The organism is Roseateles paludis, from assembly GCF_039872745.1.
GTDB lineage: Bacteria > Pseudomonadota > Gammaproteobacteria > Burkholderiales > Burkholderiaceae_C > Pelomonas > Pelomonas paludis.
On sequence record NZ_JBDPZD010000001.1, the window covers coordinates 16,340 to 41,173 of the forward strand.

Here is a 24,834-nt window from a genome sequence, read left to right on the forward strand (position 1 = left end):
CGGCCGGATCCACTTGCCCCTTGCTCAAGGCCCAGCCGTCCAGCGCGCTACCAGCGCGCGCTCGTCCTCGGTGAGGCCGGTGGCGTTGTTCAGCGGCATGGCGCGCTGCACGACCACCTGCTGGTGGATCTGGGCGCGGTGCTGCTCCAGGCCCTCCGTGCTGTCGAGCCGCACACCCTTTTGCGCCAGCGCCTCGCCATGGCAGACGATGCAGCGCTGCTGCGCGATGGCCAACACTTGCGCCGTGCTGACCGGCGCGGCCACCGCCGCCACGGGCTTGGGCGCCAGCCACACCACGAGCCCGGCCAGTAGACCTAAGGCCACCGCCACCGCACGCCAGTCGCTCACGCCCTTGTGGCGCTTGACGAAGAAGATGCGAATGGCGACGGCCGCTGCCATCAGCACCAGCAGCACGGCCCAGTTCTGCGGGTGCTGCCAGAGCATGCCGTAGTGGTTGGACAACATGCCAATCAGCACCGGCAGACCAAACCAGGTGTTGTGCACGCTGCGCTGCTTGCCGCGCTGGCCATAGATGGGGTCGGGCTTCTGGCCCGCGCGCATGGCGGCGATCACCTTGCGCTGGCCCGGGATGATCCAGTGCGCCACATTGGCCGTCATCCAGGTGGCGAGCATGGCCGCGACGATCAGAAAGGCCGCGCGGCCGGCAAAGAGATGGCAGGCCAGCACGGCAGCCACGGCCACGATGACGGCCGACACCGCGAGCACCGCGCCGTCACGTGCCGTCCCGAACACGTGGCAGGCCGCGTCGTAAAGCAGCCAGCCGACGACGAGAAAGCCCAGCGCCGCACAAACCGCCTGCCAGGGCGCGCCCCAGGCGTGCACGCGCGGGTCCACCAGCATCTGGCTGGCATTGGCGAGGTAGAGCACCACAAAGAGCGCAAAGCCGCTCATCCAGGTCCAGTAGCTCTCCCAGTAGAACCAGTGCAGGTCCTTGGGCAGCGTGGCCGGCGCGACAACGTACTTCTGTGGGTTGTAGAAGCCCCCGCCGTGCACGGCCCACAGCTCGCCGTCCACGCCCTTGGCCTTGAGGTCATCGGCCTCCGGCTTGACGAGGTGGTTGTCGAGCCAGACGAAGTAGAAGGACGCGCCGATCCAGGCGACGACGGTGATGACGTGCAGCCAGCGCAGCAGCAGATTGGCCCAGTCGAGCAGGTAGGCGGTGTCCATGCGGGGGTTGTATCAGGCTGAAGATGAGCCAGGAGCAAGCACGTCACGCGCCAGGGTGGGCTCGGCGAGCAGCTGTGTGGCAATCGCGACGGCGATCTGCTCGGGGCGCTTGCCGGGCAGGCCGGGCCAGCCGATGGGGCAATGCACTTGCGCGAGTTCCTCCGCCGTGAAGCCGCGCTCCTCCAGCCGGTGCCTGAAACGCGCCCACTTGGTGCGGCTGCCGATCAGGCCGATGAAGGCCAGGTCTCGCTGCTCGCGCTGGCGCCGCAGCACGGCGGCGAGGATATCCAGGTCCTCAGCGTGCGAGAAGCTCATGATCACGACGTGGCTACCCGGCGCGAGGTCGGGCACGGCGTCCTGCACCGGGTCGGCGTGTTCAAGCCGGGCCTTGACGTCGGCGGGGAACACGCCTTCGCGGCTGTCGATCCAGTGCAGGTCAAAGTTCAGCGCCTCCAGCACGCGCACTAGTGCCTGGCCGACATGGCCGCCGCCGAACAGCGCTACCGGCACGCGCGGCTCGGGTGGGGGCTGATCGCGGCGCTCAAAGCGCAGCCACACCACGCCGCCGCAGCATTGGCCGAGGCTGGGGCCCAGGGGGTAGCGCACTTCTTCGTCCAGCGCATCGCCGGCCAAGGCGGCGCGCGCGCGGGCGATGGCGTCGAACTCCAGATGCCCGCCGCCCACGGTGCCGCGCGTCTCGGTGCCAGAGACCGCCATCCAGGCCCCCACCTCGCGCGGGCCACTGCCTTCGACGCGGGCGACGGTGACGAGAACGACGGGGCCGATCACCGACGCAACCTGCGCCGTCGCGCAAAACGAAGATAGACACCGAGCGCGGTCGCCGTCAGCGCTCCGCCCAACAAGAAGCGACCGAAGGCAACCCCCGCCGCCGCCCCCGAGCCAAAGGTCGCCATCCCGACGACATCGACCACGTCCGCCAACGACTCCGCCAGCCGATTGCGGGCGCGCTTCGGCTCACTCATCAACTGCCCCGGTAAGTCGAGTAGGCCCAGGGGCTCACGAGCAAAGGCACGTGGTAGTGCGATGTGGCGTCGGCGATACCAAAGTCGAGCGGCACTTCGTCCACAAAGGGCGGCTCGGGCAGCTCCGCCCCGCGCGCCCTGAAGTAGGGCGCCACTTCAAAGACCAGGCGGTAGCGGCCCACGGTCAGGGCATCAGCCTCCAGGAGTGGTGCATCGGCGCGCCCATCGTGGTTCAGGCGCAGGGCCTTGACGGGGGTGAGGCCGTGTTCATCGACCCGGTAGAGGCGCACCGCCATGCCCGCGGCGGGGCAGCCATTGGCGGTGTCGAGCACATGCGTTGTCAATTTGCCCATGGTCGCTCCTGAAACTGATGCAAAGTTTAGGCATGAGCCTGCCCGAATCTGCCCGTTACCCGCGCGATCTCATCGGCTACGGCGAGGACCCCCCTCACCCGCAATGGCCGGGCCAGGCCCGCGTGGCGGTGCAGTTCGTTCTCAACTACGAAGAGGGCGGCGAGAACTCGGTGCTGCATGGCGATGCCGGCAGCGAGCAATTCCTGTCCGAGATGTTCAACCCGGCCAGCTACCCGGCCCGGCACCTGAGCATGGAGAGCATCTACGAGTACGGCTCGCGCGTGGGCGTGTGGCGGCTGCTCAAGGAGTTCGAGCGCCGGGCGCTGCCGCTCACCGTGTTTGGCGTGGGCATGGCGCTGGAGCGCCACCCGGATGTGACGCAGGCCTTTGTCGAGCTGGACCACGAGATCGCCTCGCACGGCTGGCGCTGGATCCACTACCAAGGCATGGACGAGGCGCAGGAGCGCGAGCACCTGGAGCGCGCCATGGCCAGCCTGCAACGCCTGACCCTGGGGCGCGACCCGCACGGGCTTGGCTGGTACACCGGCCGCGACAGCCCCAACACCCGCCGCCTGGTGGCTGACTACGGCGGCTTCGAGTACGACAGCGACTACTACGGCGACGACCTGCCCTTCTGGCTGCAGGTCAAGAAGACCGATGGCAGCCTGGCGCCCCACCTCGTCGTGCCCTACACCCTGGACTGCAATGACATGCGCTTTGCCCTGCCCCAGGGCTTCAGCCACGGCGACCCGTTCTTCGAGTACCTGCGCGACAGCTTTGACGTGCTCTATGCCGAAGGCGCTGAGGCCCCCAAGATGATGAGCATCGGCATGCACTGCCGTTTGCTCGGGCGGCCCGGGCGCTTCAAGGCGCTGCAGCGCTTTCTGGACCACATCGAGTCGCATGACCGCGTCTGGGTCTGCCGGCGCATCGACATCGCCCGGCACTGGAAGGCGACGCACCCCTTCGACGAGCGAACGGCCTTTGTATGGCGCTGACGCTCGACGCCCTGAATGCTGCAAGCAGCGGTGACTTCGTCGAACTGCTCGACGGCACCTACGAGCACTCGCCCTGGATCGCCGAGCGTGCCGCGGCGGCGCGGCCGTATCTGACACTCGCCGCGCTCAAGGTCGCCCTCGCTCGCGTGGTGCGCGAGGCGAGCATTGACGAGCAGCTCGCGCTGATCCGCGCCCACCCCGAGCTAGCGGGCAAGGCGGCCGTGGCGGGCGTGCTCACGGCCGAATCGACCAATGAGCAGCACAAGGCCGGCCTCACGGCTTGCACGCCGGAGGAGTTCGCCACCCTGCAGCGGCTGAACGCCGACTACAACGCCAAGTTCGGCTTCCCCTTCATCCTGGCCGTGCGCGGGCCGCGTGGCACCGGCCTCACTCGCCAGGAAATCATCTCCACCTTCGAGCGCCGCCTGCGCGCCCACCCCGACCTGGAGCGCGCCGAGTGCCTGCGCCAGATCCACCGCATCGCCGAGATCCGGCTCGCCGACAAGTTCGGCGCTGAACCAAAGCTCGGCCAACAGCTCTGGGACTGGGCCGCCGAGCTGGCCCGCCACAGCGACGACGCCGAGTGGCTGACTTGCCTCTATGGCACCCCCGCCCACACGGCCGTGGCCGAGCAGCTGATGGCCTGGATGCGCGACAGCGGCTTTGACGACGTCTGCCGCGACGCCGTTGGCAACGTGGTGGGTCTCTACCGGGGTCAGGGCGAGCAACGCCTGCTCACCGGCAGCCACTACGACACCGTGCGCCGCGCCGGCCGCTTTGATGGCCGGCTCGGCGTCCTTGCGCCCCTGCTCGCCGTGCGTGAGCTGCACCGCACCGGCAAGCGCCTGCCGTTTGGCATCGAGGTCATCGCCTTTGCCGAGGAAGAAGGCCAGCGCTTTGCCGCCACCTTCCTGGCCTCCAGCGCCTTGGCCGGCAGCTTCGACCCGGCCTGGCTCGACCAGTTGGATGCCGACGGCACCACCCTGCGCGCCGCCATGCAGGCCGCCGGCCTGCCGGGCACCCTAGACGCCATCGCCGCCCTCAAGCGCGACCCCGCGCGCTACCTCGGCTTTGTCGAGGTCCACATCGAGCAAGGCCCCGTGCTCAACAGCCTGGACCTGCCGCTCGGCATCGTCACCAGCATCAATGGCTCCCGCCGCTACACCGGCGAGGTCGTCGGCCTGGCCAGCCACGCCGGCACCACGCCCATGGGCCAGCGCCGCGACGCTGCCGCCGCCGTGGCCGAGCTGATCCTCTTCGTCGAGCAACGCGCCGCCGCCGCTGCGCCCGATGTGGTCGGCACCGTGGGCATGCTCGACGTGCCCTCGGGCTCCATCAATGTCATCCCCGGCCGCTGCCGCTTCAGCCTCGACCTGCGCGCCACCACCGATGCCGCGCGCGATGCCCTCGACGCCGACGTGCGCGCCAAGCTGCACGAGATCTGCGAGCGCCGTGGCCTCAGCTTCAGCCTGACCCCCACCATGGCCGCCAGCGCCGCCCCCAGCCACCCTGCCTGGCAGGCACGCTGGGAGGCCGCCGTCACTGCGCTCGGCCTGCCCCTCCACCACCTCCCCTCCGGCGCTGGTCACGACGCGATGAAGCTGCACGAGCGGCTCCCCCAGGCCATGCTCTTTGTGCGCGGCGGCAATGGCGGCATCAGCCACAACCCGCTGGAGTCGGTGACGGTGGAGGATGCGGAGTTGGCCATCAGTGCGATGTTGACCCTTCTTCAACTCTCGTAGGAAACAGCGTGTTCACTTGGATCAACAAGCAAGGTGTGCGCAGTGCTGCTGGGTTTGAAGTGCAATCCACAGGTCGTTTCACTATCGAGTACCGAGAAGGCGCGCGCCGCTTGGTCGTTGACGTAGAGCCTTCCGGAAATGACGCGATCGGTTTTGATCCCGCCTGCTTCAACCGCTGGCTGAACTCAGCCGAGCGGATTTCCGATTCGACGAAGGAGCAAATGATTCAGAACTTTCTCGACGCACTTCAGTTCCAAGGACTGCGCGGCATTCGTTGACTGAAGGTGCCCTATGAATCGCTTTGACACCACCATCGCCAAACACTTCGCCGCCGAAGTCGCCTTCCTCCAATCCCTCGTCCGCATCCCCACCGACACCCCGCCCGGCAACAACGCGCCGCACGCGGAGCGCACGGCCGAGCTGCTCACGGCCCTGGGCTTCAGCGTTGAGAAGCACGCTGTGCCCGCCGCCGAGGTGCAGGCAGCTGGGATGCAGTCGATCACCAACCTGATCGTCCGCCATCGCTTCAGCGACGACGGCCCGACCATCGCGCTCAACGCCCACGGCGACGTGGTGCCGCCGGGTGAGGGCTGGACCCACGACCCCTATGGCGCCGAGATCGTGGACGGCAAGCTCTACGGCCGCGCCGCCGCCGTGAGCAAGAGCGACTTTGCGACCTACACGTTTGCGCTGCTGGCGCTGAAGAACTCGGGCCTGCTGCTCATGGGCAGCGTCGAACTCCACTTCACTTACGACGAGGAGTTCGGTGGCGAGCTGGGGCCGGGGTGGTTGCTGAAGCAGGGGCTCACCAAACCCGACTACCTGATTGCCGCCGGCTTCAGCTACCAAGTCGTCACCGCCCACAACGGCTGTCTGCAGCTGGAGGTGACGCTGCGCGGCCTGGCCTCGCATGCGGCCTACCCGGGGACGGGCGTCGACGCACTGCAGGCGGCGAACAAGCTGTTGACCGCGCTCTATGCCCACAACGAGGTGCTCAAGACGCGGCGCTCGCAGGTCCCAGGCATCAACCACCCATACCTGAACGTCGGCCGCATCGAAGGCGGCAGCAACACGAATGTGATCCCGGGCAAGGTGGTGCTGAAGCTGGATCGCCGGATGATTCCGGAGGAGGACGCGGCCGAAGTTGAAGCCGAGGTGCGGGCCTTGATCGAGCAGACCATCGCGGCCTGCCCCGGCATCCGGCTCGACATCAAGCGCCTGCTGCTGGCCCACTCGATGCAGCCGCTGCCGGGCGCCGCGCCGCTGGTGGCCGCGCTACAGAAGCACTCGAGCGAGGTCTTTGGCGAACCCATCCCGACCTCGGGCACGCCCCTCTATACCGACGTGCGGCTGTACACAGCGCGTGGCATCCCAGCGGCCATTTATGGCGCGGGGCCGAGGACGGTGCTGGAGAGCAATGCCAAGCGGGCGGACGAGCACCTTCTGCTCGCCGACCTGCAGCGCGCCACGCTGGTGATTGCGCGCACGCTGGCTGAATTGCTCGGCTAGGAAGTCGCACTGAAAGGGCGCAGCAGGGCCGGCAAGGGCGTCCTGCTGGTGCAGTGACGCCCCGACGGGTGGCAAATTGGTATACCAGGCACACCCCGTGCGCATGGCATGGACTTTGCAGATTTGTGACAGAGCGACCCCGCGCTCGGCACTGTCTCGGAGCCCGTCATGCGTCTTGTCCCCCGCGCCCGTTTGATCCACGCCTGGCTTGGCTGCCTGCTGATGGTGGCCGCTGGACTGGCGTCGGCCCAGACCCCGATCAAGTTTCAGCTGGACTGGCGCTTCGAGGGCCCGTCCGCGCTCTTCCTGGTGCCTGCGGCCAAGGGCTACTTCAAGGCCGAGGGGCTGGACGTGAGCATCGACGCCGGCAATGGCTCGGGCGGCGCGGTGACGCGCGTGGCCTCGGGGGCCTACGAGATCGGCTTTGCCGACATGGCCGCGCTGATGGAGTTCCACGCCAACAACCCGGACGCGCCGAACAAGCCGGTGGCGGTGATGGTGGTCTACAACAACACGCCGGCGGCGGTGCTCGCGCTCAAGAAGAGCGGCATCAAGACCCTGGCCGACCTGAAGGGCAAGAAGCTCGGCGCGCCGGTGTTTGACGCCGGGCGGCGCGGCTTCCCGATCCTGGCCAAGGCCAACAAGATCGAGGGCGTGACCTGGATCAGCATGGACCCGCCGCTGCGCGAGACCATGCTGATGCGCGGTGACGTGGACGCCATCACCGGCTTCTCGTTCACGTCGCTGCTGAACCTGGAGGCGCGCGGCGCCAAGGCGGCGGACGTGGCTGTCTTCCCCTACGCCGAGAACGGCGTGAAGCTATACGGCAACGTCATCATCGCGACGCCGAAGTTCATCAAGGAGAAGCCCGAGCAGCTCAAGGCCTTCCTGCGCGCCTTCACCAAGGGTGCCAAGGACGTGCTGGCCAAGCCCGACGAGGCCGTGGCCGCGATCAAGGAGCGTGATGGGCTGATCAATGTCGACCTGGAGAAGCGCCGTCTGCGCCTGGCCATCGACGCGGTGATCGCCAGCCCCGATGCGCGTGCCGAGGGCTTTGGCCAGCTCTCGCTGCCGCGCCTGACGCTGATGGCCAGCCAGGTGTCCGACGCCTACGGCACCAAGACGCGCGTGGACCCGACCGTGGTGTGGAACGGCAGCTTCCTGCCGAGCACCGCCGAGTTGAACATCCTCCCCCCGGTCAAGAAGTGAAGCGCAGCGCGGCATGACGACAGCCGACGAGACCAGCCAGCCGGGCGACCCGGCGTTCGTGGACTTTCGCGACGTCTGGCTGGCCTACAACGACGAGCTGCTGGCTGAGGGCAAGTTCGCCGTCGAGGCGATTGACCTCAAGGTCACAGCCGGCGAGTTCATCGCCATCGTCGGCCCCTCGGGCTGCGGCAAGTCCACCTTCATGAAGCTGGCCACGGGCCTGAAGCCGCCCTCGCGCGGCGAGATCCGCGTGGCGGGCAAGACGGTGCATGGCCCGCTCAAGATCAGCGGCATGGCCTTCCAATCGGCCTCGCTGCTGCCCTGGCGCACCACGCTGCAGAACGTGATGCTGCCGCTGGAGATCGTGGAGCCCTATCGCAGCGAGCTCAAGACACGGCGTCCAGAGTTCGAGGCGCGCGCCCGCGCGCTGTTGGCCCGCGTGGGCCTGGGCGGCTACGAGGACAAATTCCCCTGGCAGCTCTCGGGTGGCATGCAGCAGCGCGCCAGCATCTGCCGCGCGCTCATCCACGAGCCCCAGCTGCTGCTGCTGGACGAGCCCTTTGGCGCGCTCGACGCCTTCACCCGCGAAGAGCTGTGGTGCATGTTGCGCGACCTGCAGGCCGAGCGGGGCTTCAACGTCATCCTGGTCACGCACGACCTGCGCGAGTCCGTCTTCCTGGCCGACACCATCTACGTGATGAGCAAGAGCCCGGGCCGCATCGTGCTGCGCCGCGAAGTGGACCTGCCGCGCCCGCGTGACCTGGACGTGACCTACACGCCCGCCTTCGGCGAGATCGTGCACGAGCTGCGGGGCCACATTGGCGCGTTGAAGAAACAGGGCATGGAGATCGCGCAATGAAGCTGCAGGCCCAAGCGCACTGGATCCTGCTCGTCGCCATCCTGGCGCTCTGGCAGAGCCTGTGCGGGCTCTTCGAGGTGTCGGAGTTCATCTTCCCCAGCCCCTCGCGCATCGCGGCCTCGTTCTGGGAGCACCACCTCACCATCCTCGGCCACGCCTGGCGCACCTTCTGGGTCACGATGCTGGGCTTTGCCATCTCCATCGTGGTGGGTGTGCTGCTCGGCTGCCTGATGGGCAGCTCGCGCCTGGCCTACGCGGCGATGTACCCCTTGATGACGGGCTTCAATGCGCTACCTAAGGCGGCCTTCGTACCCATCCTGGTGGTGTGGTTCGGCATCGGCGTGGGGCCGGCGGTGTTGACGGCCTTCCTCATCAGCTTCTTCCCCATCATGGTCAACATCGCCACGGGCTTGGCGACGCTGGAGCCCGAGCTGGAAGACGTGCTGCGCGTGCTGGGCGCGCGCCGCACCGATGTGCTGCTCAAGGTGGGGTTGCCGCGCAGCATGCCCTACTTCTTCGGCGCCCTGAAGGTCGCCATCACGCTGGCCTTTGTGGGCACCACGGTGTCCGAGATGACGGCCTCGAACGAGGGCATCGGCTACCTGCTCATCTCCGCCGGCTCCTCCATGCAGATGGGCCTGGCCTTCGCCGGCCTCTTGGTCGTCGGCGCCATGGCCATGGTCATGTACGAGTTCTTCGCCTGGCTGGAACGCCGGCTCACCGGCTGGGCCCATCGCGGCAGTCAGTCGTGACCGCAACACGTTTCCCTTCACCGCAGTTCTTCCGCTCTTACCTCCAAGGAGTCTTCAGCATGAAACCTCGTCTCACCCTCGTCGCCGGCTTGATGGCCCTGGCCGCAGCCTCCACGGCGCAGGCCCAGAGCAGCGTCAACCTCTATGGCCTGCTGGACCTCAGCGTCGGCCAGACCAAGGCACCTGGCACCTCCGGTGCAGTCAAGTCCGTGGACAGCGGCAACATGACCACCAGCTTCTTCGGCCTCAAGGGCAGCGAAGACCTGGGCGGCGGCCTCACGGCCAGCTTCACGGTCGAAAGTTTCCTCCGGCCCGATGCCGGCGCCGCCGGCCGTTTCGCGACTGACAACTTCTGGGCACGCAGTGCCAATGTCAGCCTCAGCAGCAAGTCAGCCGGCACGCTGCGCCTCGGGCGCATCACCACGCCCTTCTTCATCGCCACGCTGGTCCACAACGCGCTCGGCGACTCCTTCGGCTTCTCGCCGTCGATCCGCCAGGTGTTCACTTCCGGCACGGTGACGGGCGACACCGGCTGGAGCGACGCCGTCAGCTACTCGACGCCGAACATGGGCGGCTTCAGTGCCGTCGCGATGATGGCTGCCGGTGAAGGCGGCGGTGGTCGCAACACCGCACTCTCGGGCAGCTACTCCAGCGGCGCCTTCAGCGGTGCCTTGTCCTACCAACAAGTGAAGAAGGGCGCGACCGTGGACGACACCACCACTTCGTCGGTCCACGCCTCGTATGACTTCGGCGCCGTCAAGCTCTTCGGCCAGTACTTCAAGGTCGACAACGACACCAAGAACGTGGACTACAAGATCTCCGCCGTCGGTGCCTCCGTCCCGGCCGGCCCGGGCAAGGTGCTGCTGCAGTACACGCAGACCAAGGCCAGCGCAGGCGCCGGCCGCAAGGGCTTTGCATTCGGCTACGACTACTTCATCTCCAAGCGCACCGACCTCTATGCCATCTACCTGGACGACAAGGTCGACAACCTGAGTTCCGGCTACAGCTACGGCTTCGGTGTGCGCCACAGCTTCTGATTGCGGCCATCCGCACACGAGCAAAGGGGGCCGCAGGGCCCCCTTTGCTTTTGGGGTCAGTCCGAGCCTGGGACGTGCTTGGTGACACGCCCGATCGGGCGCACGGTGCCCCTCACGCTGGCTGCTGGCGGCGCCTCGGGCGTGAGCAGCTCGGCCAGCACGCCGCAGTCGGCAGCAGGCGCGGCGCTGCGGCAATGCTGGCGCAGGTCGGTCAGCTCGGCGAGCAACTGCTTCAGCTCGCGCAGCCGCGCCTCGACATGGCCGATGTGGGCGTCCAGCAGCGCGTCGGCCTCATGGCCGGCCTTGGTCGGTGCGTCGCTCAGGCTCAGCAGAGCCCGCACTTCGGCAAGGCTCATATCCAGCGCCCGGCAGCGCCGGATGAGCGACAGGCGGCGCACCTCGGACTCGCCATAGCGCCGGTAGTTGGACGCCGTGCGCGGCGGCGCGGGCAGCAGGCCCTCGCGCTCGTAGAAGCGGATGGTCTCCGTCGGGGTGTCCGTCGCGCGGGCCAGTTCGCCAATTTTCATCGTGCGCAGTCTGCAAATAAGGGTCTAAGGGGATGCGGACTTGACTCTGCACTGGCTCCAAGGTTTCGAATGTCGCCAACGCGTCAAACCCCTATGAAAGAACTGGCCATGCATTCGCACTCTGACCCCCACGATCACGCCCACGCCTGCTGCGCGCCCTCCGCCGCCCATGCCGGCCCCGGCTACCGCCGCGCGCTGAGCGTGGCGCTGCTGCTGAACGTGGCGTTGTTCATCACCGAAATGGTGGCCGGCGTGCAGTCGGGCTCGGTCTCCCTGTGGGCCGATGCGGCCGACTTCTTTGGCGACGCCGTGGGCTACGCGCTGGCCCTCTGGGCGCTGGGCGCGGCGCCCATCTGGCGCGCTCGCCTGGCCCTGGCCAAGGGGGCGGCCATGGCGGGCTTTGGGGTGCTGGTGCTGCTGCGCGCGCTGCAGGCGCTGCTGACCGGCCAGCCGCCCGAACCCGTGACCATGGGCGTCGTGGCCCTGCTGGCACTGGCCGCCAACCTGGGCAGTGCCGCCGTGCTCTACGCCTGGCGGGAGGGTGACGCCAATATGCGCGCCGTGTGGCTGTGCACCCGCAACGACGCGCTGGGCAATGTGGCCGTGGTGGCCGCCGCGCTGGGCGTCTTTGGCAGCGGCGCTGGCTGGCCTGACCTGCTGGTGGCCACCGGCATGGCGGTCCTCGCGCTGCTCAGCGCGCGCAGCGTGATCGGCCACGCTCGCGCCGAGTTGCGACAGCACACAGCCCCCGCGAACGCGGGGTAAGTGCCTCGCCGACTGCCAAGCGCGTCACGCGACAGCCTTGTCTCCACCCGGAGCAGGGGGGGCCGTCTTCTACGGGAACTCCCTAGAGTCCGGCCCAGCCTGCCGCGCGCCTCCTGCGCGCTGCGGGTCTGTGCAGTACTGGCGCCGCTGGCGCCTGCTTGGGACTCGGATGTTCAAGACCTTCTCCTTTGGCCTCGCCCTGCTGGCGGGGCTCCTCGGCCCCACCCAGGCGGGCCATGTGCCGGTGTCGCCGATGTCGCCCGCATCGACCCAAGCCCTGGCACGCAGCGTGTCGGAGGACGCGCCGCTCGACGCCATCGGCCCACCACCCCTGGCCGAGTGCGCGCTGGGTTGCAACCACCAGCCGCTCAGCCTGATCGTGCCGCCTCAGGGCGAGGCCCGCGTGCCCGAGCCCGCCGGCCTGGCCCTGGTGGCCGTGGCCGCACTGGCTGGCCTGCTGGTGTGCCGCATCCATCGCCGCACAGCAGCCGCCAAGCCCCAGGCCAACGCCAACGCTGCACTGCTCGACGCCGAGACCTCGGCGCCGAACTCCGTGCTCACGGTGACGCCGAGTTCGGGCTTCAACGCCCTGTCCGACTCCGTCGATCCCGCCGAGGCGCCCGACGCGCCCCGCGCTTGAACGGCCGGCCACCCGAGCGCGGCCCGCAAATCCTGCCCCAAAACTTCGCCACTTATGCGCCGCTAACGCGCGGCCGCTGACAGTCCAGGCACCCCGTCAACTTGGGAGTGCACATGGACTACACCAACTACAACCCCGTCTCCACCCTCGCGTGGCCGGCGGCCGCGCTTGCGGCGCTGATCGCGCTCTGGCAGTACCGCCGCGCGTTGCGCCTGCTGGGCATCGTCATCGTGCCCGACGACTCGATCGGCACGGTCACCAAGTTCTTCAAGCTGCTGGGCAGCCACCGCGAGCTGCCGCCCGGGCGCATCGTCGCGCTGCAGGGCGAGGCCGGCCTGCAGGCGGGCACGCTCGCCCCGGGCCTGCACTTCTTCTACTGGCCCTGGCAGTACCGGGTGGACCTGGTCAAGTTCACTGTCATCCCCGACGACGCCATCGGCATCATCGAGGCCTGTGACGGCGCCCCGCTGCCCGATGGCCGCGTGCTGGCCCACCCGGTGGACTGCGACAACTTCCAGGACGCGCGCGCCTTCCTGCTCAGCGGCCAGCGCGGCCTGCAGATGAGCGTGATCCCGCCCGGCAGCTGGCGCATCAACACCCTGCTGTTCACGGTCAACGTCGAGCGCATGACCGCGATCGAGCCGGGCAAGATCGGCATGGTCGAGGCGCGTGACGGCGAGCCGCTGTCGGGCGGCCGTGTGATCGGCCGCGCCGTGGGCTGCGACTCCTTCCAGGACCCCGCTGCCTTCATGCGCGCCGGCGGCCAGCGTGGCCCGCAGATGAACGTCGTGCCCCAGGGCAAGTACCGGATCAACCCGCACCACTTCAAGGTCACCCAGGTGGCCGTGCTGGACGTACCGGACAACAAGGTCGGCATCGTCACCACGCGTGAAGGCGCGCCGCTCGCCACCGGCGAGATCGCCGGCCCCGAGATCACCGGCCACAACATGTACCAGGACCCGCAGCGCTTCGTCGCCTCTGGCGGCACCAAAGGCCTGCAGGAGCAGGTGCTGCTGGCCGGCCGCTACTTCATCAACCCGATGTTCGCCACGGTCGAGATCGTGGACATGACGGAGGTGCCCATCGCCTCGGTCGGCGTGGTCGTGGCCTATGTGGGCCGCGCGGGTGAGGACGTGACGGGCGAGGGCTTCCGCCACGCCAACATGGTCCGCCGTGGCGAGAAGGGCGTGTGGGTCGACGTGCTCGACCCCGGCAAGTACGCCATCAACCCCTACACGCACAAGATCCGCATCGTGCCCACGGCCAACGTGGTGCTCAACTGGGCCACCGGCAAGACCGAGGCCCACAAGCTCGACGCCAACCTCTCGACCATCATCGTGCGCTCGGCCGATGGCTTCACCTTCCACCTCGACGTGAGCCAGATCATCCACATCCCGCGCAACGACGCGCCCAAGGTGATTGCCCGCTTCGGCAGCATGGAGGCGCTCGTCACCCAGGTGCTCGAACCCACCATCGGCAACTACTTCCGCAACGCGGCGCAGAACTCCGACGTGATCGACTTCCTCAAGAAGCGCAGTGAGCGCCAGGACGAGGCCAAGGCGGCCATCGCCGTGGCACTCAAGGCCTATGACGTCGGCGCCGTCGAGACCCTGATCGGCGACATCGTGCCCCCGGCCGACCTGATGAAGACGCTGACCGACCGCAAGATCGCCGAGCAGGAGAAGGTGACCTACAACACCCAGATGGAAGCCCAGGCGGTGAAGCAGCAGCTGGAGCAAGCCACCGCCCTGGCCAAGACCCAGGCCCAGGTGGTGGACGCCGAGCGCAAGGTGGCGATTGCTGAGTTCAGCGCCCAGGCCGCCGTCAAGACCGCCGACGGCGCGGCGCGCGCCAAGAAGATCAATGCCGAGGCCGATGCCGAAGTGACCCGCGTCACCGGCCAGGCGGAAGCTGGCAAGACGCTTGCCGTCGGTCAAGCCGAGGCCGAGGTGATCCGCCAGAAGATTGACTCGATGGAGTCTGGCAACTACGCGGTCGTGCAGGTGGCCCAGGCGCTGGCGCAAGGCGGCGTCAAGCTGGTGCCCGACGTCGTGGCCGGTGGCGGCGTGGGCGCGGCGGGTGGCGGCACGCTGGTGGATGTGCTGCTGGCCAATCTCGTGCGCGAGAGCCGCCAGCCCCGTGTAGCGGAAACTGAGCCAGCGGGTTGATCCATATGCGCCGCTAACGCCGCGTCGGCGACAGTCCAGCCGTCGCCAACCGGGCGACGTCACCATCCTCAAGGAGAAACGCCGTGTTCAAGTCCGCTTCCGACACCTTTGCCACCCCATCGTCGCCCGCGCGCCTTGGCCGCTGGGTGACGGGTGGGGCCGTGGGGCTGTTGGGCCTCTGGGTGGTGATGGGCTCGTGGTTCATCACACCGCCCGGCTACAGCGGCGTGGTCACGCGCGCCGGCAGCGTGCAGGACACGATCTATGACGAAGGCCTGCACCTCAAGCTGCCCATCATCGACAGCGCCCACGCCGTCAACACCCAGACGCTCACCTTTCAAGGCAAGGGCATCGACGCCGGCACGCGCGACCTGCAGAGCGTGACGGCCGAGGTGGCGGTGGTCTACAGCGTGGACAAGCCTGACGTGAAGGAGGTCTACCGCAACTACCGCGACGTGGAGACGCTGCAGGCCCGCGCGCTGCAGCCGGTGATCGAGGAGGCCTTCAAGGCCGCCGCCTCTCAGCACACCGCCGAGCAGCTGATCACGCAGCGCCAGTCGGTTCGGGACAAACTCCTGGCCTCGATCCGCACCGGCCTGCAACCCCACTTCGTGACCGTGAAGGACATGAACATCACCAACTTCAGCTTCAGCAAGGGCTTTGCCCAGGCCGTGGAGGCCAAGGTGACGGCCGAGCAGCAAGCCAAGAAGGCCGAGCACGACCTGGCCCGCATCAAGACCGAGGGCGAGCAACGCGTGGCCACGGCCAAGGCCGAGGCCGAGGCCATCCGCGCCCAGGCCGAAGCCATCAACAAGCAGGGCGGTGCCGAGTACGTGCAGCTGAAGTGGATCGACAAGTGGGACGGCAAGCTGCCCACCACCCAACTGGGCGGCAGCACCACGGCGCTGATGCAACTGCCCAAGTAAGGACGCTGCGCGCATGAACTGGCTGCTGCCCGCCGGGGCCGTGCTGCTGGTGGGCCAGACGCTCTGGTCCATGAAGCGGGCGCAGGCCGCACACCGCCGCGCGGAGCGCGAGCGCAGCCTGCGCAAGTTTGGCGAGCAACTGCGCGACGCGCCCTCGCCGACCGCGCAGGCCGAGGCGCTGCAGCGGCGGCTGCAGGAGTTCACCGGCTGCAGCGTCAGCCTGGCCCTGCGCCGCGCGCTGCCCACCGACCCTGACGCCGTGCCTGAGCTGAACGAAATCGGCCAGCTCAGCGCCGAGCAGCGCGCCGGCATCCGCTACTGCCTGGATGGCGCCCGCTCCCTGGGCCCCGGCACCGGCCGCGAGGAGGCCCAGCCCTTTCTCTACCTGCCGCTGCAAGGCCGCGACCTCGTGCTCGGTGTGGCCGTGCTGGCCAGTAGCGGCGGGCGCCGCCTGCCGCCCTGGATGCTGAGCCACGCCGAGGCGCTCTGCGGCCAATGCGGCTTTGCCGTGGAGCGCCGGCTGGAGCGCGAGCGCGACCGCGACACCCGCGAGCGCGCGCAGGCCCAGGCGCTCAACAACGCACTGCTGGCCGCCATCTCGCACGACTACCGCACGCCGCTGGCCACCATCATGGGCGCGGCCACCTCGCTGGAGACGCAGTCAGACAAGCTCAGCCTGGCCCAGCGCCAGCAACTGGCCCAGGGCATCGTCGAAGAGGTCTCGCGCCTGGCGCGTCTGACCGACAACACCTTGCAGCTGGCTCGCCTGGGCGCGCCCGGGATGCAACTGCGCTGCGACTGGGAGTCGGCCGAGGAGATCGTGGCCACGGCCCTGCGCCGCGTGCGCCGCCGCCCTGAAGGAAGCCGCGTGCACGCCCATGTCGAGCCTGGCCTGCCGCTGCTGTGGTGCGACGCGCTGCTGGTCTCGCAACTGTTGGACAACCTTGTGGACAACGCCTTGAAGTACAGCGCCGCCGATGCGCCCGTGGAGCTGCTGGTGCACCGTGCCGGCGCTGACGCCTTGCTGGCGGTGCGCGACCGGGGGCCGGGCATCGAACCCGCCTTCCGCGAGCGGGTGTTCGAGGTCTTCAAGCGCGGCGACGCCGGCCCGCAGGGCGCCCGCGCCGGGGCGGGCGTGGGCCTGGCCGTGTGCCGCGCCATTGCCGAGGCGCACGCCGGCTCGCTCAAGCTGCGGCCGCGTGGCCACGGCGGCACGGCGTTCGAGTTCCGGCTGCCGCTGCGCGACGTGCCGGCGATGGAGGAGGTCTGATGCGCGTGCTGCTCGTTGAAGACGACCGCGAGCTGCGCGCCACGCTGCGCGAGGCCCTGGCCGTCGAAGGCTACGAGGTGCTGCCAGCCGCCAGCCTGGCCGACGCCCGCGCGCTGGCGGCCCATGCGCTATGCGCACAAGGTCAAGGCATCGACCTGGTGCTGCTCGACCTGGGCCTGCCCGATGGCGACGGCACCGACTTTTTGCTGGAGCTGCGGCGCAAGCAGTCCACGCCGCTGATCGTGATCTCGGCCCGGCAGGTGGAGGGCGCCAAGATCGAGCTGCTCGACGCCGGCGCCGACGACTACCTCGTCAAGCCCTTTGGCATTGGCGAGCTGCTGGCCCGCATGCGCGTGGCCCTGCGCCACCGGGGCCGGTTACTCGAGGCCGCGGTGACGCACTACCAGCGAGACGGCCTCGACATTGACCTCAAGCTGCGCCGCGTGCGCCGCGACGGCGCCGAGGTGCGCCTCACCCCGCGCGAGTTCGACCTGCTGGCCCGCCTCGTCCGCCAGGCCGGCCAGGTGGTGACACACCGCAAGCTGCTGACCGACGTCTGGGGCGCCGTGCACTGCGAGCAGACGCACTACCTGCGGCTCTACATGGCCCAGCTGCGCGGCAAGCTGGAGGCCAACCCCTCCGAGCCCAGCGTGCTGCTGACCGAGCCCGGCGTGGGCTATCGCATCGCCGAGGCCCGGTAACTCGCTTGGTTCAGCCTTGGCGGCGGCGCCAGGCCAGCAAGCCCAGCACGCCGCCCAGCATCAGGGCGGCTGTCGCCGGCTCCGGCACTGCCGTCACGGTGCCAGCCGTGGTCGTGAAGTTGGCGTTGTTGGGCGCGAAGTCCGAGATCGCCGCAAAGCCCCCAACGGCCCCGTCACGCGGCCACAGGTTCCAGGTGTAGTCGAGCTTGTTGGCAAAACCATTGCTGGGCAGCATGGCCTCCGGAATGATGGCCGTGAGCGTGGCGCCGCTCCAGGTGACCGAGCCGGGCGCGAGGTTGCCGGCCACCTGCACGCTGCTGGTGCCGCCGGGGCGCAGGAAGATGACGCGGTCAAAGCGCACGCCACCCACCCCCTGGGCCGCAAAGCCGGCCGTGCCGCTGCCCCGGTTCACGCCCCAGACGAAGAAGGCCGAGGGCGTCGTTCCCACATTGCCGGCAAAGGTGGCCGAGAGGCTGAAGAGGTGGCTGGTGGCGTCATACAGCACCGTGGCCGAGAGGACGTCGAGGTCGCCCGCATGGGCGCCGGTGAAGCTGCCGAGGTAGTCGCCAGCGGCGTCGTTGATGGCATCGGCCGCGTGGGCCAGCGGCGCGGCAGCCAGCAGCAGGCCAAGGGCCGTCAGCAAGGGGCGCGGCGTGAAGTGCTTCAGGTGCATGGTGGGCTCCGGGAGGGGTTGAGGGGCGAAGGCCGGTGCGGCCGTCAAAGTGATGGACGCGTGCGGCCGGCGTCCATTCCCCAGCCCCCCTAGAAGCTCAATCCCCAGACCCCCGGCCCTTGCGCGCCTGGCTGGCCTCCCGCCGCGCCTCCAAGGCCCCGGCCGCGGCCGCCTTCAGCAGGCGCTGGAACGAGGGGCACTGGGCATGGCTGGGCGCCGGGCAGACGGCGGCGTGCCGTAGCCCCAGGCTCACGGCCCGCAGGCGCCGCGCGGCCTGGTCGAGCTGGTCGGCCTTGGCGCTGAGCTGGCGGCGGTCGATCTGCGCCCCACCCTCGGCGGTGAGCATGGTGCGGATCTCGTCAAGCGAGAAACCGGCCGCCTGGCCCAGGGCGATCAGCGCGAGCTGATCGAGCACGCCGGGCGCGAACCTGCGGCGCGCGCCATCGTGCTCTAGCGAGCGGATCAGGCCGCGCCGCTCGTAGTAGCGCAGCGCCGACGCGGGCACCCCGGATCGTTTGGCAACTTCGGCAATGTCCATACGGCGGCCCCTCGCTTGACTTGAACTTGACTTCAACTTCTAGAGTCACATCAAAGCACTCCCGCGTCAACCCGAGAAAGGACCCCGCCATGCTGCCCACCACCCCGGATCTGGCCCATATCGCACTCGTCGGCATCGGCGCCACCGCCCTGCTGGACGCCTGGCTCTGGCTGCTGCAGCGGCTGGGCGTCCCGACCGGCAGCTTTGCCTTGATCGGGCGCTGGGTCGGGCACATGGCGCACGGCCAGCTGCGGCACGCCGCCATCGGCCGGGCCGCGCCGGTGCCGCATGAGCTGCTGCTGGGCTGGCTCACGCACTACGGCGTCGGCATCGCCTTTGCCGGCCTGTTGGTGGGGGTGCAGGGCCCCGGCTGGCTGCAAGCACCGGCCCTGCTGCCGGCCGTGCTGGTGGGCGCCGCCACGGTGGTGATGCCGCTGGCCGTGATGCAGCCCGCCATGGGCCTGGGCTTTGCCGCCAGCAAGACGCCCACGCCGCTTCACAACCGCCTGCGCAGCCTGGCCAACCACACGGTGTTCGGGCTGGGGCTCTACCTGGCCGCTGCACTGCTGGCCCAGGTGCTGGCCTGATTTCTCTCACTGACTCAACGCTAAGGAACTTCCATGCCACGTATTGCCATCGTCTATCACAGTGCCCATGGGCACACGGCCCATCTGGCCCGCCAGGTCTGCGCAGGTGCCCGCGAAGAAGCGGGGGTGGAGGTCGAGCGCATCGAGGCCGCCAGCCTCACTGCGCGGCCGGACGCGCTGACCGCCTTTGACGGCTTGATCCTCGGCTCCCCCACCTACCTGGGCGGCGTGTCGGGCACCTTCAAGACCTTCATGGACGCCACCGGCCGCCTGTGGCGCCAGCAGGGGCTCAAGGGCCGGCTGGCGGCGGGTTTCACGGTGTCCTCGCTGCCGGCAGGCGACAAGCAGTCCACGCTGCAGTCGATGTTCGTGTTCTGCATGCAGCACGGCATGCTGTGGGTGGGCAACCCCATCCTGCCCGAGCAGCACGACGGCGTGCCCGAGGCCGAAGCGGCCAACCGATTGGGCTCTTGGTCGGGCTTGATGGCGCAGTCGGGCCACGCCGCGCCGGCCGACGCCTTCTCGCCGGGTGACCTGAAGACCGCGCGCCTGTTTGGCCGCAACTTTGCCCAGACCCTGCTGCGCCTGGGCAGCGTCCAGTCAGTGGCGGAGGTGGCGTGATGGCCCGCCTGCCGCCTAAGCTCGCGCCGCTGCTGTTCGGCTTCATCCTGTCGGGCCTGATGTCGCTGCTGGTGGCTGGCATCTCGACCTATCGCAACCTGGGCTGGTCGCCGGCCTTCCCGGGCCTGTGGGCGCTGGCTTGGCTGACCGCCTGGGCCATCGCCTTCCCGACGGTGCTGGTCGTGGCGCCGCTGGCCCGCCGCCTGGTGGCGGCCTGTGTGGACGCGAACTAAGAGCTCGCCGCTGAAGCCGCCACCGGCTGCGTCAGCTGCCGATAGACCTCATGCGCCACGTCCCCGAGGACGCGGCGGTCGGCCCGGTCGCGCCCTGCGGTGATGGCGTAGGCAAAGGTGCCGTCCACCCAGTAGAAGCTGCGCACCGCGCCGTCTTCGAGGTAGCGGAACTCGCCGCCCGCCGCTGCAGCGCCGGCCTGGGCCTCGTTGCTGACGTAGAGCGTCAGGCGGCCGCCCTGGCTGTCGCGGTACATGAACTGGGCGACGGGACCCTGGCCACCGGGCAGCAGCCGGCCGCCTTCGAGCGCATAGCCCAGCGTCTGCAACTGCGGCGCGCGCATCGGCGCCCCGAGCCGCTTGGACAGCCAGCGCACCAATTGCTCCTCGTGCTCACCGTCGACCTCGACGGGCCGTCGCTGATCGGGCGCAAACACGGTGTGGGCAACGACCGCCCGCTCGGCAAAACCAGGCACGGCGGCTGTCCCGGGTGCGATGGCGAGCTGCGTCTCGCCCGGCCCCGCACCCCGCAGGCCATAGCCCAGCGCGCCGCCCAGCGCACCACCCAACACCAGCACCCCCGCGAGGCTCGCTGCCATCGCCCAGCTCCAGGCCGGGCGTGGGCGCGCCAGAGGCGCTGCCTTGGTGCGCAGCCGCGTCGGGGGCGCCTCAGCCAGCACGGGCTCGAAGTGGGCGCGCAGCTGTTCGTTCAGTGCGGCGTAGTCAGCCGCACGGGCAGCGGCCTCGGGGTTGGCCACCAGCCAGGCTTCCACGGCGGCGCGGCGCGCAGGGTCGAGCTGCCCGTCGACAAAGGCGTGCAGTTCGGCGTCATCAATCATCCCCGGCGCTGGGGTCGGCGTCGTTGCACTCATCTCAGTTCCTCGCCCCCGGGCTGCTGGCCGCCGGGCGGCCGCCCTCCATGTGTTGTCTCAATCGCTCGCGCCCCCGCGACAGGCGCGACATCACGGTGCCGATAGGCACGCCCTGCAACAGCGCCACCTCGGCATACGACATGCCCTCCAGCGCCACCAGCAGCAGCACCTCGCGTTGCTCGGGCGGCAGGGCATCGAGGCCGGTCTGCAGGTCACGCACCACCAGCAGGCCGAAGGGGCTGCCGCCGGTTGCTGGCGTTGCGGGCCCAGGCGCTGCCTCATCGTCATCCAGGGGCACGGTCATGAGCCTGCCGCGTCGCAGGGCGTCGACGTGCAGGTTATGCATGATGCTGAAGAGCCAGGAACGCATGTCCGTCACCCCCTGCCACAACCCCGCGCGCGACCACGCACGCTCCAAGGTGTCCTGCACCAGATCGTCGGCCTCATCGGCATCGTGGCGCAGCACCCGCGCGTAGCGGCGCAGGCGCGGCACCCAGCTGAGCAGGTCGTTTTCGTCGGACATCGGGTGCGAGACGGCGGCAGGCGAGAGGATGGACGGGCGGGGCGGGCGGTTTATTCCCATCATGCCCGCACGGCAGCGGTCGTCGACCCCCAAGCGCGCACTTTGCCCGCCCCTGATAATCCGCGCCCACCCTTTTGCAGCACGATGCACTCCGACGCCCCCACCTCACAGCCGGCCCCCGAGCCCCAGCCCACCAGCGAGGCCCCGATGCCGCAGACGCCGGAAACTGCCCCGGCGGCCACGGCCACCCCCGCCCCAGCCGGGAGCGCATCCCGCTCGCCCGACGAGGTGGCAGCCGCCCTGAAGGCACGCTTCCCCGCCGTGTTTGCCAGCCGCAGCAAGCCGCTCAAGCTGCGCATCCAGGCCGACATCCAGGCCCGCGCGCCGGGTGAGTTCAGCAAGGCGCAGCTCAGCCAGTTCCTGCGCCGCCACACCGGCAGCACCACCTATTTGGTCGGCATCACCCAGGCCAAGACCCGGTTTGACCTGGACGGCCAGCCAGCCGACGAGATCACCGACGAGCACCGCAACGTCGCCCGCGAGGAGCTGGCGCGCCGCCGTGGCCTGCAGCAGGAGCGCCAGGCCCTGGAAGACCAGCAGCGCCGCAACCGCGCCCAGCTGCTGTACGACTTTGAGCGCACCACGCTGACCGAAGGCAATTTCTGTGCACTCAAGGGCGTCACCGCCGAAGAGCTGCCCGGGCTGCTGGAGATCGCCCGCAAGGAGCGCGCCGAGCAGCCGCCCGAACCCCGCCGGGACGGCCCCCGCCCACCCCAGCGGGACGGCCGCAAGCCCGGCCCCGACCGCCGCAACGCCGAACCAGGACGCCGCGGCCCGCGCCCCCAAACACCCAAAACCTAGGGAAAACGCGTAAACGCGAAGTTTTGTTGCCGGCGCTGTCAACCAAGCCGGCCCGGGCGTCGTTGAGCCCGCAATCGCACCCCTTCGGGAGCGCGAGATCAGGCCAAAGCCATGTTGATGAAAGTCCAGCCCCGCCACGCCGCCCTGCCCCGCCGTCACCCGATGCCGGACCTGAGCAGCGAATGGAATGCCGACAAAGGTCGCAAGCATGAGTCCTTCGACACCGCCCTGCCCTGGGGCCGTCGCCTGGACCTCGTGACCCGCATGGACCGCAAGCGCTGAGTCTCCCCGCGCAGCACCGCACACCCCGACAGCCCGCCGTCAGTACGATGGCGGGCTTTTTTATTGCCTGCTGGCAGACTGCGCGACATGAAATGGATCCTGCGAGGCCTGCTGGCCTTGGTGCTGGGCCTGGCGATCCTCGTCGCGCTGGCCTTGCAGACTGCCCCGGTGGTGCCCCCCACCGCCACCCCCACTACCGCTGACGGCGCGGCGCTGCGCGACCTGGTGCAGCGCCTCGACCCGCGCCGCATGGTCCATCTGCGCCCGGCACTGTTGGCGGCCACCGAGTCCGAGCTGAACCTGCTGCTGTCGCTGGCCGCCCAGCAGCGCCCGGGCACCGGCGTGCGCCTCGATGTCCAGGACGCCCGCCTGCTGGTGCGCGCCAGCGTGCCGCTGGGCGGTTTCTGGCTGAACCTGCAGGCCGAACTGCAGCAGGAAGAAGGCTGGCCCAGCCTGCATGGCATTCGCTTGGGGCACTTGCCGCTGCCGGCCTCACTCACCCGCTGGGCCCTGCTGGCCTGGCTGGACCGGCAGAACGCCCTGGAGCCGCTGCGGGCGCTGCGCTTCCTGGCCGAGCAGATCCGCTTCCGCCCGGGCCAGGTGCACGTGATGCTGCGCTGGCGGCCCGACAGTGTGGAGCGCTTGCTCAATGGCGTCTGGCCACCCGCCGAGCGCGAGCGCGCGCTGGTCTACCAGCAAGCCCTGGCCGGCTGGGCCAGCCAGCGCCAGGCAGGCACCCCGGTCTCACTGGCCCAGGTGCTGACCACCCTCTTTGCCCTGGCCGAGCAGCGCACCGCCGCCGGCGCCGACCCGGCCGCCGAAAACCGCATGGCCTTGCTGACCCTCGCCGTCAACATGTCAGGCCGGGGCTGGGCCAAGCTGCTGCCCATGGCCCAGGCCTGGCCGGCGCTGCCGCCGCTCAACCTGCGTCTGGTGGGCCGCGAAGACTTCCCCTTGCACTGGGCCTACTCGGCCGCCATCGCCGCCGCAGCGGGTGGCCCGCTGTCCGACATCATCGGCATCGACAAGGAACTGGCAGACGCCCGCGGCGGCAGCGGCTTCAGCTTCAACGACCTGGCCGCCGACCGCGCTGGCTCGCGGGTTGGCGAGCTGGCCTTGAGCCAGCCCCTTCATGTGCAGCGCCTGCTCGCTCGCCCCCATGCCGAGAGCCTGCTGCTACCCGAGGTGGCCGACCTGCCCGAGTTCCTGACCGAAGCCCAGCTCAAGCAGCTGTATGGCGGCTTGAACGGCCCCGGCTACCGGCGCTTGATGGCCCTGATCGAATCCCGCATCCAGGCCATGCCGCTCATGAATCCCGGCCTCCCCGGGATTACTGCCGGTACCGCTCCAGCGTCACAGCCCCACAATGCGCCGCCATGAGAGCTGCCCGCATCGCCACCGCCTTCATCTCCGGCCTGCTGATGTTCAGTGCCTGCAACGTGGCGGCCATCCGCTACGCCAAGAATGGCCTGCCCCGGCACTGGTATGCGCCGCTGGGCGGCCGCAACGCCGTGTCGGTGGTGGTGGGTGAAGCCATCGTCGTCGCCCTGCTGCTCGGCGTCATCGCCATGGTCTGGGCCTTCTTCACGCTCAAGCCCAAGAAGCGCCGCCACCGCCCGCAGATCGCCTGGCTGTTGTGGGGCATCGGCGTGGCCTGGGCCGGCTGGCTGATCTACGGCGCGTTCTACTTCGCGCTCAACCCCAAGACCTATTCCCAGCCGCTGACCACGCTGCTGTTCAACTCCAGCGCACCGCCGCTGTTCGGCATCTTCAACATCCTGGGTGTGGTGGGCGGCGCCTACCTGGGCGCCCTGGGTGCCAAGCGGGTGCAGTTGAAGCTGCCCTCCAGCCGCCGGCGCAAGCCCGCCGATGGCGCGGGCACCGCTGCCGGCGATGAATTGGATGAGGGCCCGAGCACCTTGCCGGCCGAGCCGGGCGCCGAGGAGGCCAGCACCGTGCCGGCCCAGCTCCAGACGGTGCCCTCGACCCGGCCGGCGGCCGACCCGCCCGCCCCCTGAGC

30 protein-coding genes are annotated in these 24,834 nt (G+C 69.3%); 21 read left to right on the forward strand and 9 right to left on the reverse strand.

Translation table 11 applies throughout. The annotated features are described in order from the left end of the window. Positions 1 to 24: 24 nt before the first annotated feature. The 4 genes from ABDJ85_RS00080 to uraH are packed head-to-tail and all read right to left on the reverse strand — an operon-like array spanning position 25 to position 2,524. A complete protein-coding gene (locus ABDJ85_RS00080) occupies positions 25 to 1,188 on the reverse strand; it encodes a urate hydroxylase PuuD (RefSeq protein WP_347702685.1) in 1,164 nt (387 codons plus the stop codon). Positions 1,189 to 1,200: 12 nt separating this feature from the next. Further along, the gene (gene xdhC / locus ABDJ85_RS00085) at positions 1,201 to 1,977 is read right to left on the reverse strand and encodes a xanthine dehydrogenase accessory protein XdhC (protein ID WP_347702686.1); all 777 of its coding nucleotides are present in this window, start codon (positions 1,975 to 1,977) and stop codon (positions 1,201 to 1,203) included. Continuing rightward, entirely contained in the window at positions 1,974 to 2,171 is a 198-nt protein-coding gene (locus tag ABDJ85_RS00090) for a hypothetical protein (protein ID WP_347702687.1), read from the reverse strand. The genes xdhC and ABDJ85_RS00090 overlap by 4 nt, the downstream gene beginning before the upstream one ends. Next, a complete protein-coding gene (gene uraH, locus ABDJ85_RS00095; RefSeq protein WP_347702688.1) occupies positions 2,171 to 2,524 on the reverse strand; it encodes a hydroxyisourate hydrolase in 354 nt (117 codons plus the stop codon). Before uraH ends, ABDJ85_RS00090 begins: the two co-directional genes overlap by 1 nt. A 32-nt stretch (positions 2,525 to 2,556) precedes the next feature. On the opposite strand from uraH, the gene puuE reads away from it, so the two are divergent. From puuE to ABDJ85_RS00135, 8 genes are all read left to right on the forward strand, one after another. After that, positions 2,557 to 3,522, forward strand: coding sequence for an allantoinase PuuE (gene puuE, locus ABDJ85_RS00100; RefSeq protein WP_347702689.1), 966 nt, complete (start codon positions 2,557 to 2,559; stop codon positions 3,520 to 3,522). Beyond that, positions 3,513 to 5,264, forward strand: a complete 1,752-nt coding sequence (gene uraD, locus ABDJ85_RS00105) for a 2-oxo-4-hydroxy-4-carboxy-5-ureidoimidazoline decarboxylase (protein ID WP_347702690.1) — start codon at positions 3,513 to 3,515, stop codon at positions 5,262 to 5,264. The genes puuE and uraD overlap by 10 nt, the downstream gene beginning before the upstream one ends. Positions 5,265 to 5,272: 8 nt before the next feature. Further along, positions 5,273 to 5,542, forward strand: coding sequence for a hypothetical protein (locus ABDJ85_RS00110; protein ID WP_347702691.1), 270 nt, complete (start codon positions 5,273 to 5,275; stop codon positions 5,540 to 5,542). Between the two features lie 13 nt (positions 5,543 to 5,555). Continuing rightward, positions 5,556 to 6,773 (forward strand): M20/M25/M40 family metallo-hydrolase, encoded by a 1,218-nt coding sequence (locus ABDJ85_RS00115; protein ID WP_347702692.1) that lies wholly within the window; start codon positions 5,556 to 5,558, stop codon positions 6,771 to 6,773. Positions 6,774 to 6,995: 222 nt separating this feature from the next. Further along, a complete protein-coding gene (locus ABDJ85_RS00120) occupies positions 6,996 to 7,982 on the forward strand; it encodes an ABC transporter substrate-binding protein (protein WP_347703807.1) in 987 nt (328 codons plus the stop codon). Between the two features lie 13 nt (positions 7,983 to 7,995). Then, complete coding sequence (locus ABDJ85_RS00125; protein WP_347702693.1) at positions 7,996 to 8,841, forward strand: ABC transporter ATP-binding protein; 846 nt, start codon at positions 7,996 to 7,998, stop codon at positions 8,839 to 8,841. After that, positions 8,838 to 9,593: an ABC transporter permease gene (locus ABDJ85_RS00130; RefSeq protein ID WP_347702694.1), complete on the forward strand. Its 756-nt coding sequence runs from the start codon at positions 8,838 to 8,840 to the stop codon at positions 9,591 to 9,593. Before ABDJ85_RS00125 ends, ABDJ85_RS00130 begins: the two co-directional genes overlap by 4 nt. 59 nt (positions 9,594 to 9,652) lie before the next feature. Then, complete coding sequence (locus ABDJ85_RS00135) at positions 9,653 to 10,630, forward strand: porin (protein WP_347702695.1); 978 nt, start codon at positions 9,653 to 9,655, stop codon at positions 10,628 to 10,630. Positions 10,631 to 10,686: 56 nt separating this feature from the next. Here ABDJ85_RS00135 and ABDJ85_RS00140 read toward each other — a convergent pair whose 3' ends face one another. Beyond that, positions 10,687 to 11,157 (reverse strand): Cd(II)/Pb(II)-responsive transcriptional regulator, encoded by a 471-nt coding sequence (locus ABDJ85_RS00140; protein ID WP_347702696.1) that lies wholly within the window; start codon positions 11,155 to 11,157, stop codon positions 10,687 to 10,689. A 108-nt stretch (positions 11,158 to 11,265) separates the two neighbouring features. Here ABDJ85_RS00140 and ABDJ85_RS00145 point away from each other — a divergent pair, with 108 nt between their 5' ends. The 6 genes from ABDJ85_RS00145 (at position 11,266) to ABDJ85_RS00170 (ending at position 17,627) form a co-directional block, all read left to right on the forward strand. After that, a complete protein-coding gene (locus ABDJ85_RS00145) occupies positions 11,266 to 11,922 on the forward strand; it encodes a cation efflux transmembrane domain-containing protein (RefSeq protein WP_347702697.1) in 657 nt (218 codons plus the stop codon). Between the two features lie 169 nt (positions 11,923 to 12,091). Then, on the forward strand, positions 12,092 to 12,562 hold the full coding sequence (locus ABDJ85_RS00150) for a hypothetical protein (RefSeq protein WP_347702698.1): 471 nt from the start codon (positions 12,092 to 12,094) through the stop codon (positions 12,560 to 12,562). A 113-nt stretch (positions 12,563 to 12,675) separates the two neighbouring features. Continuing rightward, positions 12,676 to 14,730, forward strand: a complete 2,055-nt coding sequence (locus ABDJ85_RS00155) for an SPFH domain-containing protein (protein ID WP_347702699.1) — start codon at positions 12,676 to 12,678, stop codon at positions 14,728 to 14,730. An 83-nt stretch (positions 14,731 to 14,813) separates the two neighbouring features. After that, complete coding sequence (locus ABDJ85_RS00160) at positions 14,814 to 15,656, forward strand: prohibitin family protein (protein WP_347702700.1); 843 nt, start codon at positions 14,814 to 14,816, stop codon at positions 15,654 to 15,656. Between the two features lie 13 nt (positions 15,657 to 15,669). Further along, on the forward strand, positions 15,670 to 16,926 hold the full coding sequence (locus ABDJ85_RS00165) for a sensor histidine kinase (RefSeq protein WP_347702701.1): 1,257 nt from the start codon (positions 15,670 to 15,672) through the stop codon (positions 16,924 to 16,926). Beyond that, positions 16,926 to 17,627, forward strand: coding sequence for a response regulator (locus tag ABDJ85_RS00170; RefSeq protein ID WP_347702702.1), 702 nt, complete (start codon positions 16,926 to 16,928; stop codon positions 17,625 to 17,627). The genes ABDJ85_RS00165 and ABDJ85_RS00170 overlap by 1 nt, the downstream gene beginning before the upstream one ends. A gap of 10 nt (positions 17,628 to 17,637) precedes the next feature. Here ABDJ85_RS00170 and ABDJ85_RS00175 read toward each other — a convergent pair whose 3' ends face one another. After that, positions 17,638 to 18,300: a PEP-CTERM sorting domain-containing protein gene (locus ABDJ85_RS00175; protein WP_347702703.1), complete on the reverse strand. Its 663-nt coding sequence runs from the start codon at positions 18,298 to 18,300 to the stop codon at positions 17,638 to 17,640. Between the two features lie 97 nt (positions 18,301 to 18,397). Further along, the gene (locus ABDJ85_RS00180) at positions 18,398 to 18,838 is read right to left on the reverse strand and encodes a helix-turn-helix domain-containing protein (protein ID WP_347702704.1); all 441 of its coding nucleotides are present in this window, start codon (positions 18,836 to 18,838) and stop codon (positions 18,398 to 18,400) included. An 89-nt stretch (positions 18,839 to 18,927) separates the two neighbouring features. Between ABDJ85_RS00180 and ABDJ85_RS00185 the strand changes: the two genes are divergently transcribed. From ABDJ85_RS00185 to ABDJ85_RS00195, 3 genes are read left to right on the forward strand one after another with little or no spacing between them, the layout of a single operon-like run. Then, the gene (locus ABDJ85_RS00185) at positions 18,928 to 19,425 is read left to right on the forward strand and encodes a DUF2938 family protein (RefSeq protein ID WP_347702705.1); all 498 of its coding nucleotides are present in this window, start codon (positions 18,928 to 18,930) and stop codon (positions 19,423 to 19,425) included. 33 nt (positions 19,426 to 19,458) lie between these two features. Next, entirely contained in the window at positions 19,459 to 20,046 is a 588-nt protein-coding gene (locus ABDJ85_RS00190) for a flavodoxin family protein (RefSeq protein WP_347702706.1), read from the forward strand. Continuing rightward, positions 20,046 to 20,279, forward strand: coding sequence for a DUF2798 domain-containing protein (locus ABDJ85_RS00195; RefSeq protein WP_347702707.1), 234 nt, complete (start codon positions 20,046 to 20,048; stop codon positions 20,277 to 20,279). Before ABDJ85_RS00190 ends, ABDJ85_RS00195 begins: the two co-directional genes overlap by 1 nt. On the opposite strand, the gene ABDJ85_RS00200 is transcribed toward ABDJ85_RS00195, so the two are convergent. Further along, positions 20,276 to 21,115 (reverse strand): anti-sigma factor family protein, encoded by an 840-nt coding sequence (locus ABDJ85_RS00200; RefSeq protein ID WP_347702708.1) that lies wholly within the window; start codon positions 21,113 to 21,115, stop codon positions 20,276 to 20,278. The genes ABDJ85_RS00195 and ABDJ85_RS00200 overlap by 4 nt on opposite strands. A gap of 34 nt (positions 21,116 to 21,149) precedes the next feature. Further along, positions 21,150 to 21,671: an RNA polymerase sigma factor gene (locus ABDJ85_RS00205; protein ID WP_347702709.1), complete on the reverse strand. Its 522-nt coding sequence runs from the start codon at positions 21,669 to 21,671 to the stop codon at positions 21,150 to 21,152. 144 nt (positions 21,672 to 21,815) lie between these two features. On the opposite strand from ABDJ85_RS00205, the gene ABDJ85_RS00210 reads away from it, so the two are divergent. From ABDJ85_RS00210 to ABDJ85_RS00225, 4 genes are all read left to right on the forward strand, one after another. Then, positions 21,816 to 22,532 carry a ProQ/FINO family protein gene (locus ABDJ85_RS00210; RefSeq protein ID WP_347702710.1) on the forward strand — a complete coding sequence of 239 codons (717 nt, stop codon included), beginning with the start codon at positions 21,816 to 21,818 and terminating at the stop codon, positions 22,530 to 22,532. Positions 22,533 to 22,649: 117 nt separating this feature from the next. Next, positions 22,650 to 22,814, forward strand: a complete 165-nt coding sequence (locus tag ABDJ85_RS00215) for a hypothetical protein (protein ID WP_347702711.1) — start codon at positions 22,650 to 22,652, stop codon at positions 22,812 to 22,814. 87 nt (positions 22,815 to 22,901) lie between these two features. Beyond that, the gene (locus ABDJ85_RS00220; protein WP_347702712.1) at positions 22,902 to 24,194 is read left to right on the forward strand and encodes a hypothetical protein; all 1,293 of its coding nucleotides are present in this window, start codon (positions 22,902 to 22,904) and stop codon (positions 24,192 to 24,194) included. After that, positions 24,191 to 24,832, forward strand: coding sequence for a hypothetical protein (locus ABDJ85_RS00225; RefSeq protein ID WP_347702713.1), 642 nt, complete (start codon positions 24,191 to 24,193; stop codon positions 24,830 to 24,832). The genes ABDJ85_RS00220 and ABDJ85_RS00225 overlap by 4 nt, the downstream gene beginning before the upstream one ends. The last annotated feature ends 2 nt before the right edge of the window (positions 24,833 to 24,834 follow it).

Coding starts and splice junctions, on each gene's coding strand:
- ABDJ85_RS00080 (WP_347702685.1), bottom strand. CDS start 1,188: ATGGACACCGCCTACCTGCTCGACTGGGCCAATCTGCTGCTGCGCTGG.
- ABDJ85_RS00090 (WP_347702687.1), bottom strand. CDS start 2,171: ATGAGTGAGCCGAAGCGCGCCCGCAATCGGCTGGCGGAGTCGTTGGCG.
- uraH (WP_347702688.1), bottom strand. CDS start 2,524: ATGGGCAAATTGACAACGCATGTGCTCGACACCGCCAATGGCTGCCCC.
- puuE (WP_347702689.1), top strand. CDS start 2,557: ATGAGCCTGCCCGAATCTGCCCGTTACCCGCGCGATCTCATCGGCTAC.
- uraD (WP_347702690.1), top strand. CDS start 3,513: ATGGCGCTGACGCTCGACGCCCTGAATGCTGCAAGCAGCGGTGACTTC.
- ABDJ85_RS00115 (WP_347702692.1), top strand. CDS start 5,556: ATGAATCGCTTTGACACCACCATCGCCAAACACTTCGCCGCCGAAGTC.
- ABDJ85_RS00120 (WP_347703807.1), top strand. CDS start 6,996: ATGGTGGCCGCTGGACTGGCGTCGGCCCAGACCCCGATCAAGTTTCAG.
- ABDJ85_RS00125 (WP_347702693.1), top strand. CDS start 7,996: ATGACGACAGCCGACGAGACCAGCCAGCCGGGCGACCCGGCGTTCGTG.
- ABDJ85_RS00130 (WP_347702694.1), top strand. CDS start 8,838: ATGAAGCTGCAGGCCCAAGCGCACTGGATCCTGCTCGTCGCCATCCTG.
- ABDJ85_RS00135 (WP_347702695.1), top strand. CDS start 9,653: ATGAAACCTCGTCTCACCCTCGTCGCCGGCTTGATGGCCCTGGCCGCA.
- ABDJ85_RS00140 (WP_347702696.1), bottom strand. CDS start 11,157: ATGAAAATTGGCGAACTGGCCCGCGCGACGGACACCCCGACGGAGACC.
- ABDJ85_RS00145 (WP_347702697.1), top strand. CDS start 11,266: ATGCATTCGCACTCTGACCCCCACGATCACGCCCACGCCTGCTGCGCG.
- ABDJ85_RS00150 (WP_347702698.1), top strand. CDS start 12,092: ATGTTCAAGACCTTCTCCTTTGGCCTCGCCCTGCTGGCGGGGCTCCTC.
- ABDJ85_RS00155 (WP_347702699.1), top strand. CDS start 12,676: ATGGACTACACCAACTACAACCCCGTCTCCACCCTCGCGTGGCCGGCG.
- ABDJ85_RS00165 (WP_347702701.1), top strand. CDS start 15,670: ATGAACTGGCTGCTGCCCGCCGGGGCCGTGCTGCTGGTGGGCCAGACG.
- ABDJ85_RS00170 (WP_347702702.1), top strand. CDS start 16,926: ATGCGCGTGCTGCTCGTTGAAGACGACCGCGAGCTGCGCGCCACGCTG.
- ABDJ85_RS00175 (WP_347702703.1), bottom strand. CDS start 18,300: ATGCACCTGAAGCACTTCACGCCGCGCCCCTTGCTGACGGCCCTTGGC.
- ABDJ85_RS00180 (WP_347702704.1), bottom strand. CDS start 18,838: ATGGACATTGCCGAAGTTGCCAAACGATCCGGGGTGCCCGCGTCGGCG.
- ABDJ85_RS00185 (WP_347702705.1), top strand. CDS start 18,928: ATGCTGCCCACCACCCCGGATCTGGCCCATATCGCACTCGTCGGCATC.
- ABDJ85_RS00190 (WP_347702706.1), top strand. CDS start 19,459: ATGCCACGTATTGCCATCGTCTATCACAGTGCCCATGGGCACACGGCC.
- ABDJ85_RS00195 (WP_347702707.1), top strand. CDS start 20,046: ATGGCCCGCCTGCCGCCTAAGCTCGCGCCGCTGCTGTTCGGCTTCATC.
- ABDJ85_RS00200 (WP_347702708.1), bottom strand. CDS start 21,115: ATGATTGATGACGCCGAACTGCACGCCTTTGTCGACGGGCAGCTCGAC.
- ABDJ85_RS00205 (WP_347702709.1), bottom strand. CDS start 21,671: ATGTCCGACGAAAACGACCTGCTCAGCTGGGTGCCGCGCCTGCGCCGC.
- ABDJ85_RS00210 (WP_347702710.1), top strand. CDS start 21,816: ATGCACTCCGACGCCCCCACCTCACAGCCGGCCCCCGAGCCCCAGCCC.
- ABDJ85_RS00215 (WP_347702711.1), top strand. CDS start 22,650: ATGAAAGTCCAGCCCCGCCACGCCGCCCTGCCCCGCCGTCACCCGATG.
- ABDJ85_RS00220 (WP_347702712.1), top strand. CDS start 22,902: ATGAAATGGATCCTGCGAGGCCTGCTGGCCTTGGTGCTGGGCCTGGCG.
- ABDJ85_RS00225 (WP_347702713.1), top strand. CDS start 24,191: ATGAGAGCTGCCCGCATCGCCACCGCCTTCATCTCCGGCCTGCTGATG.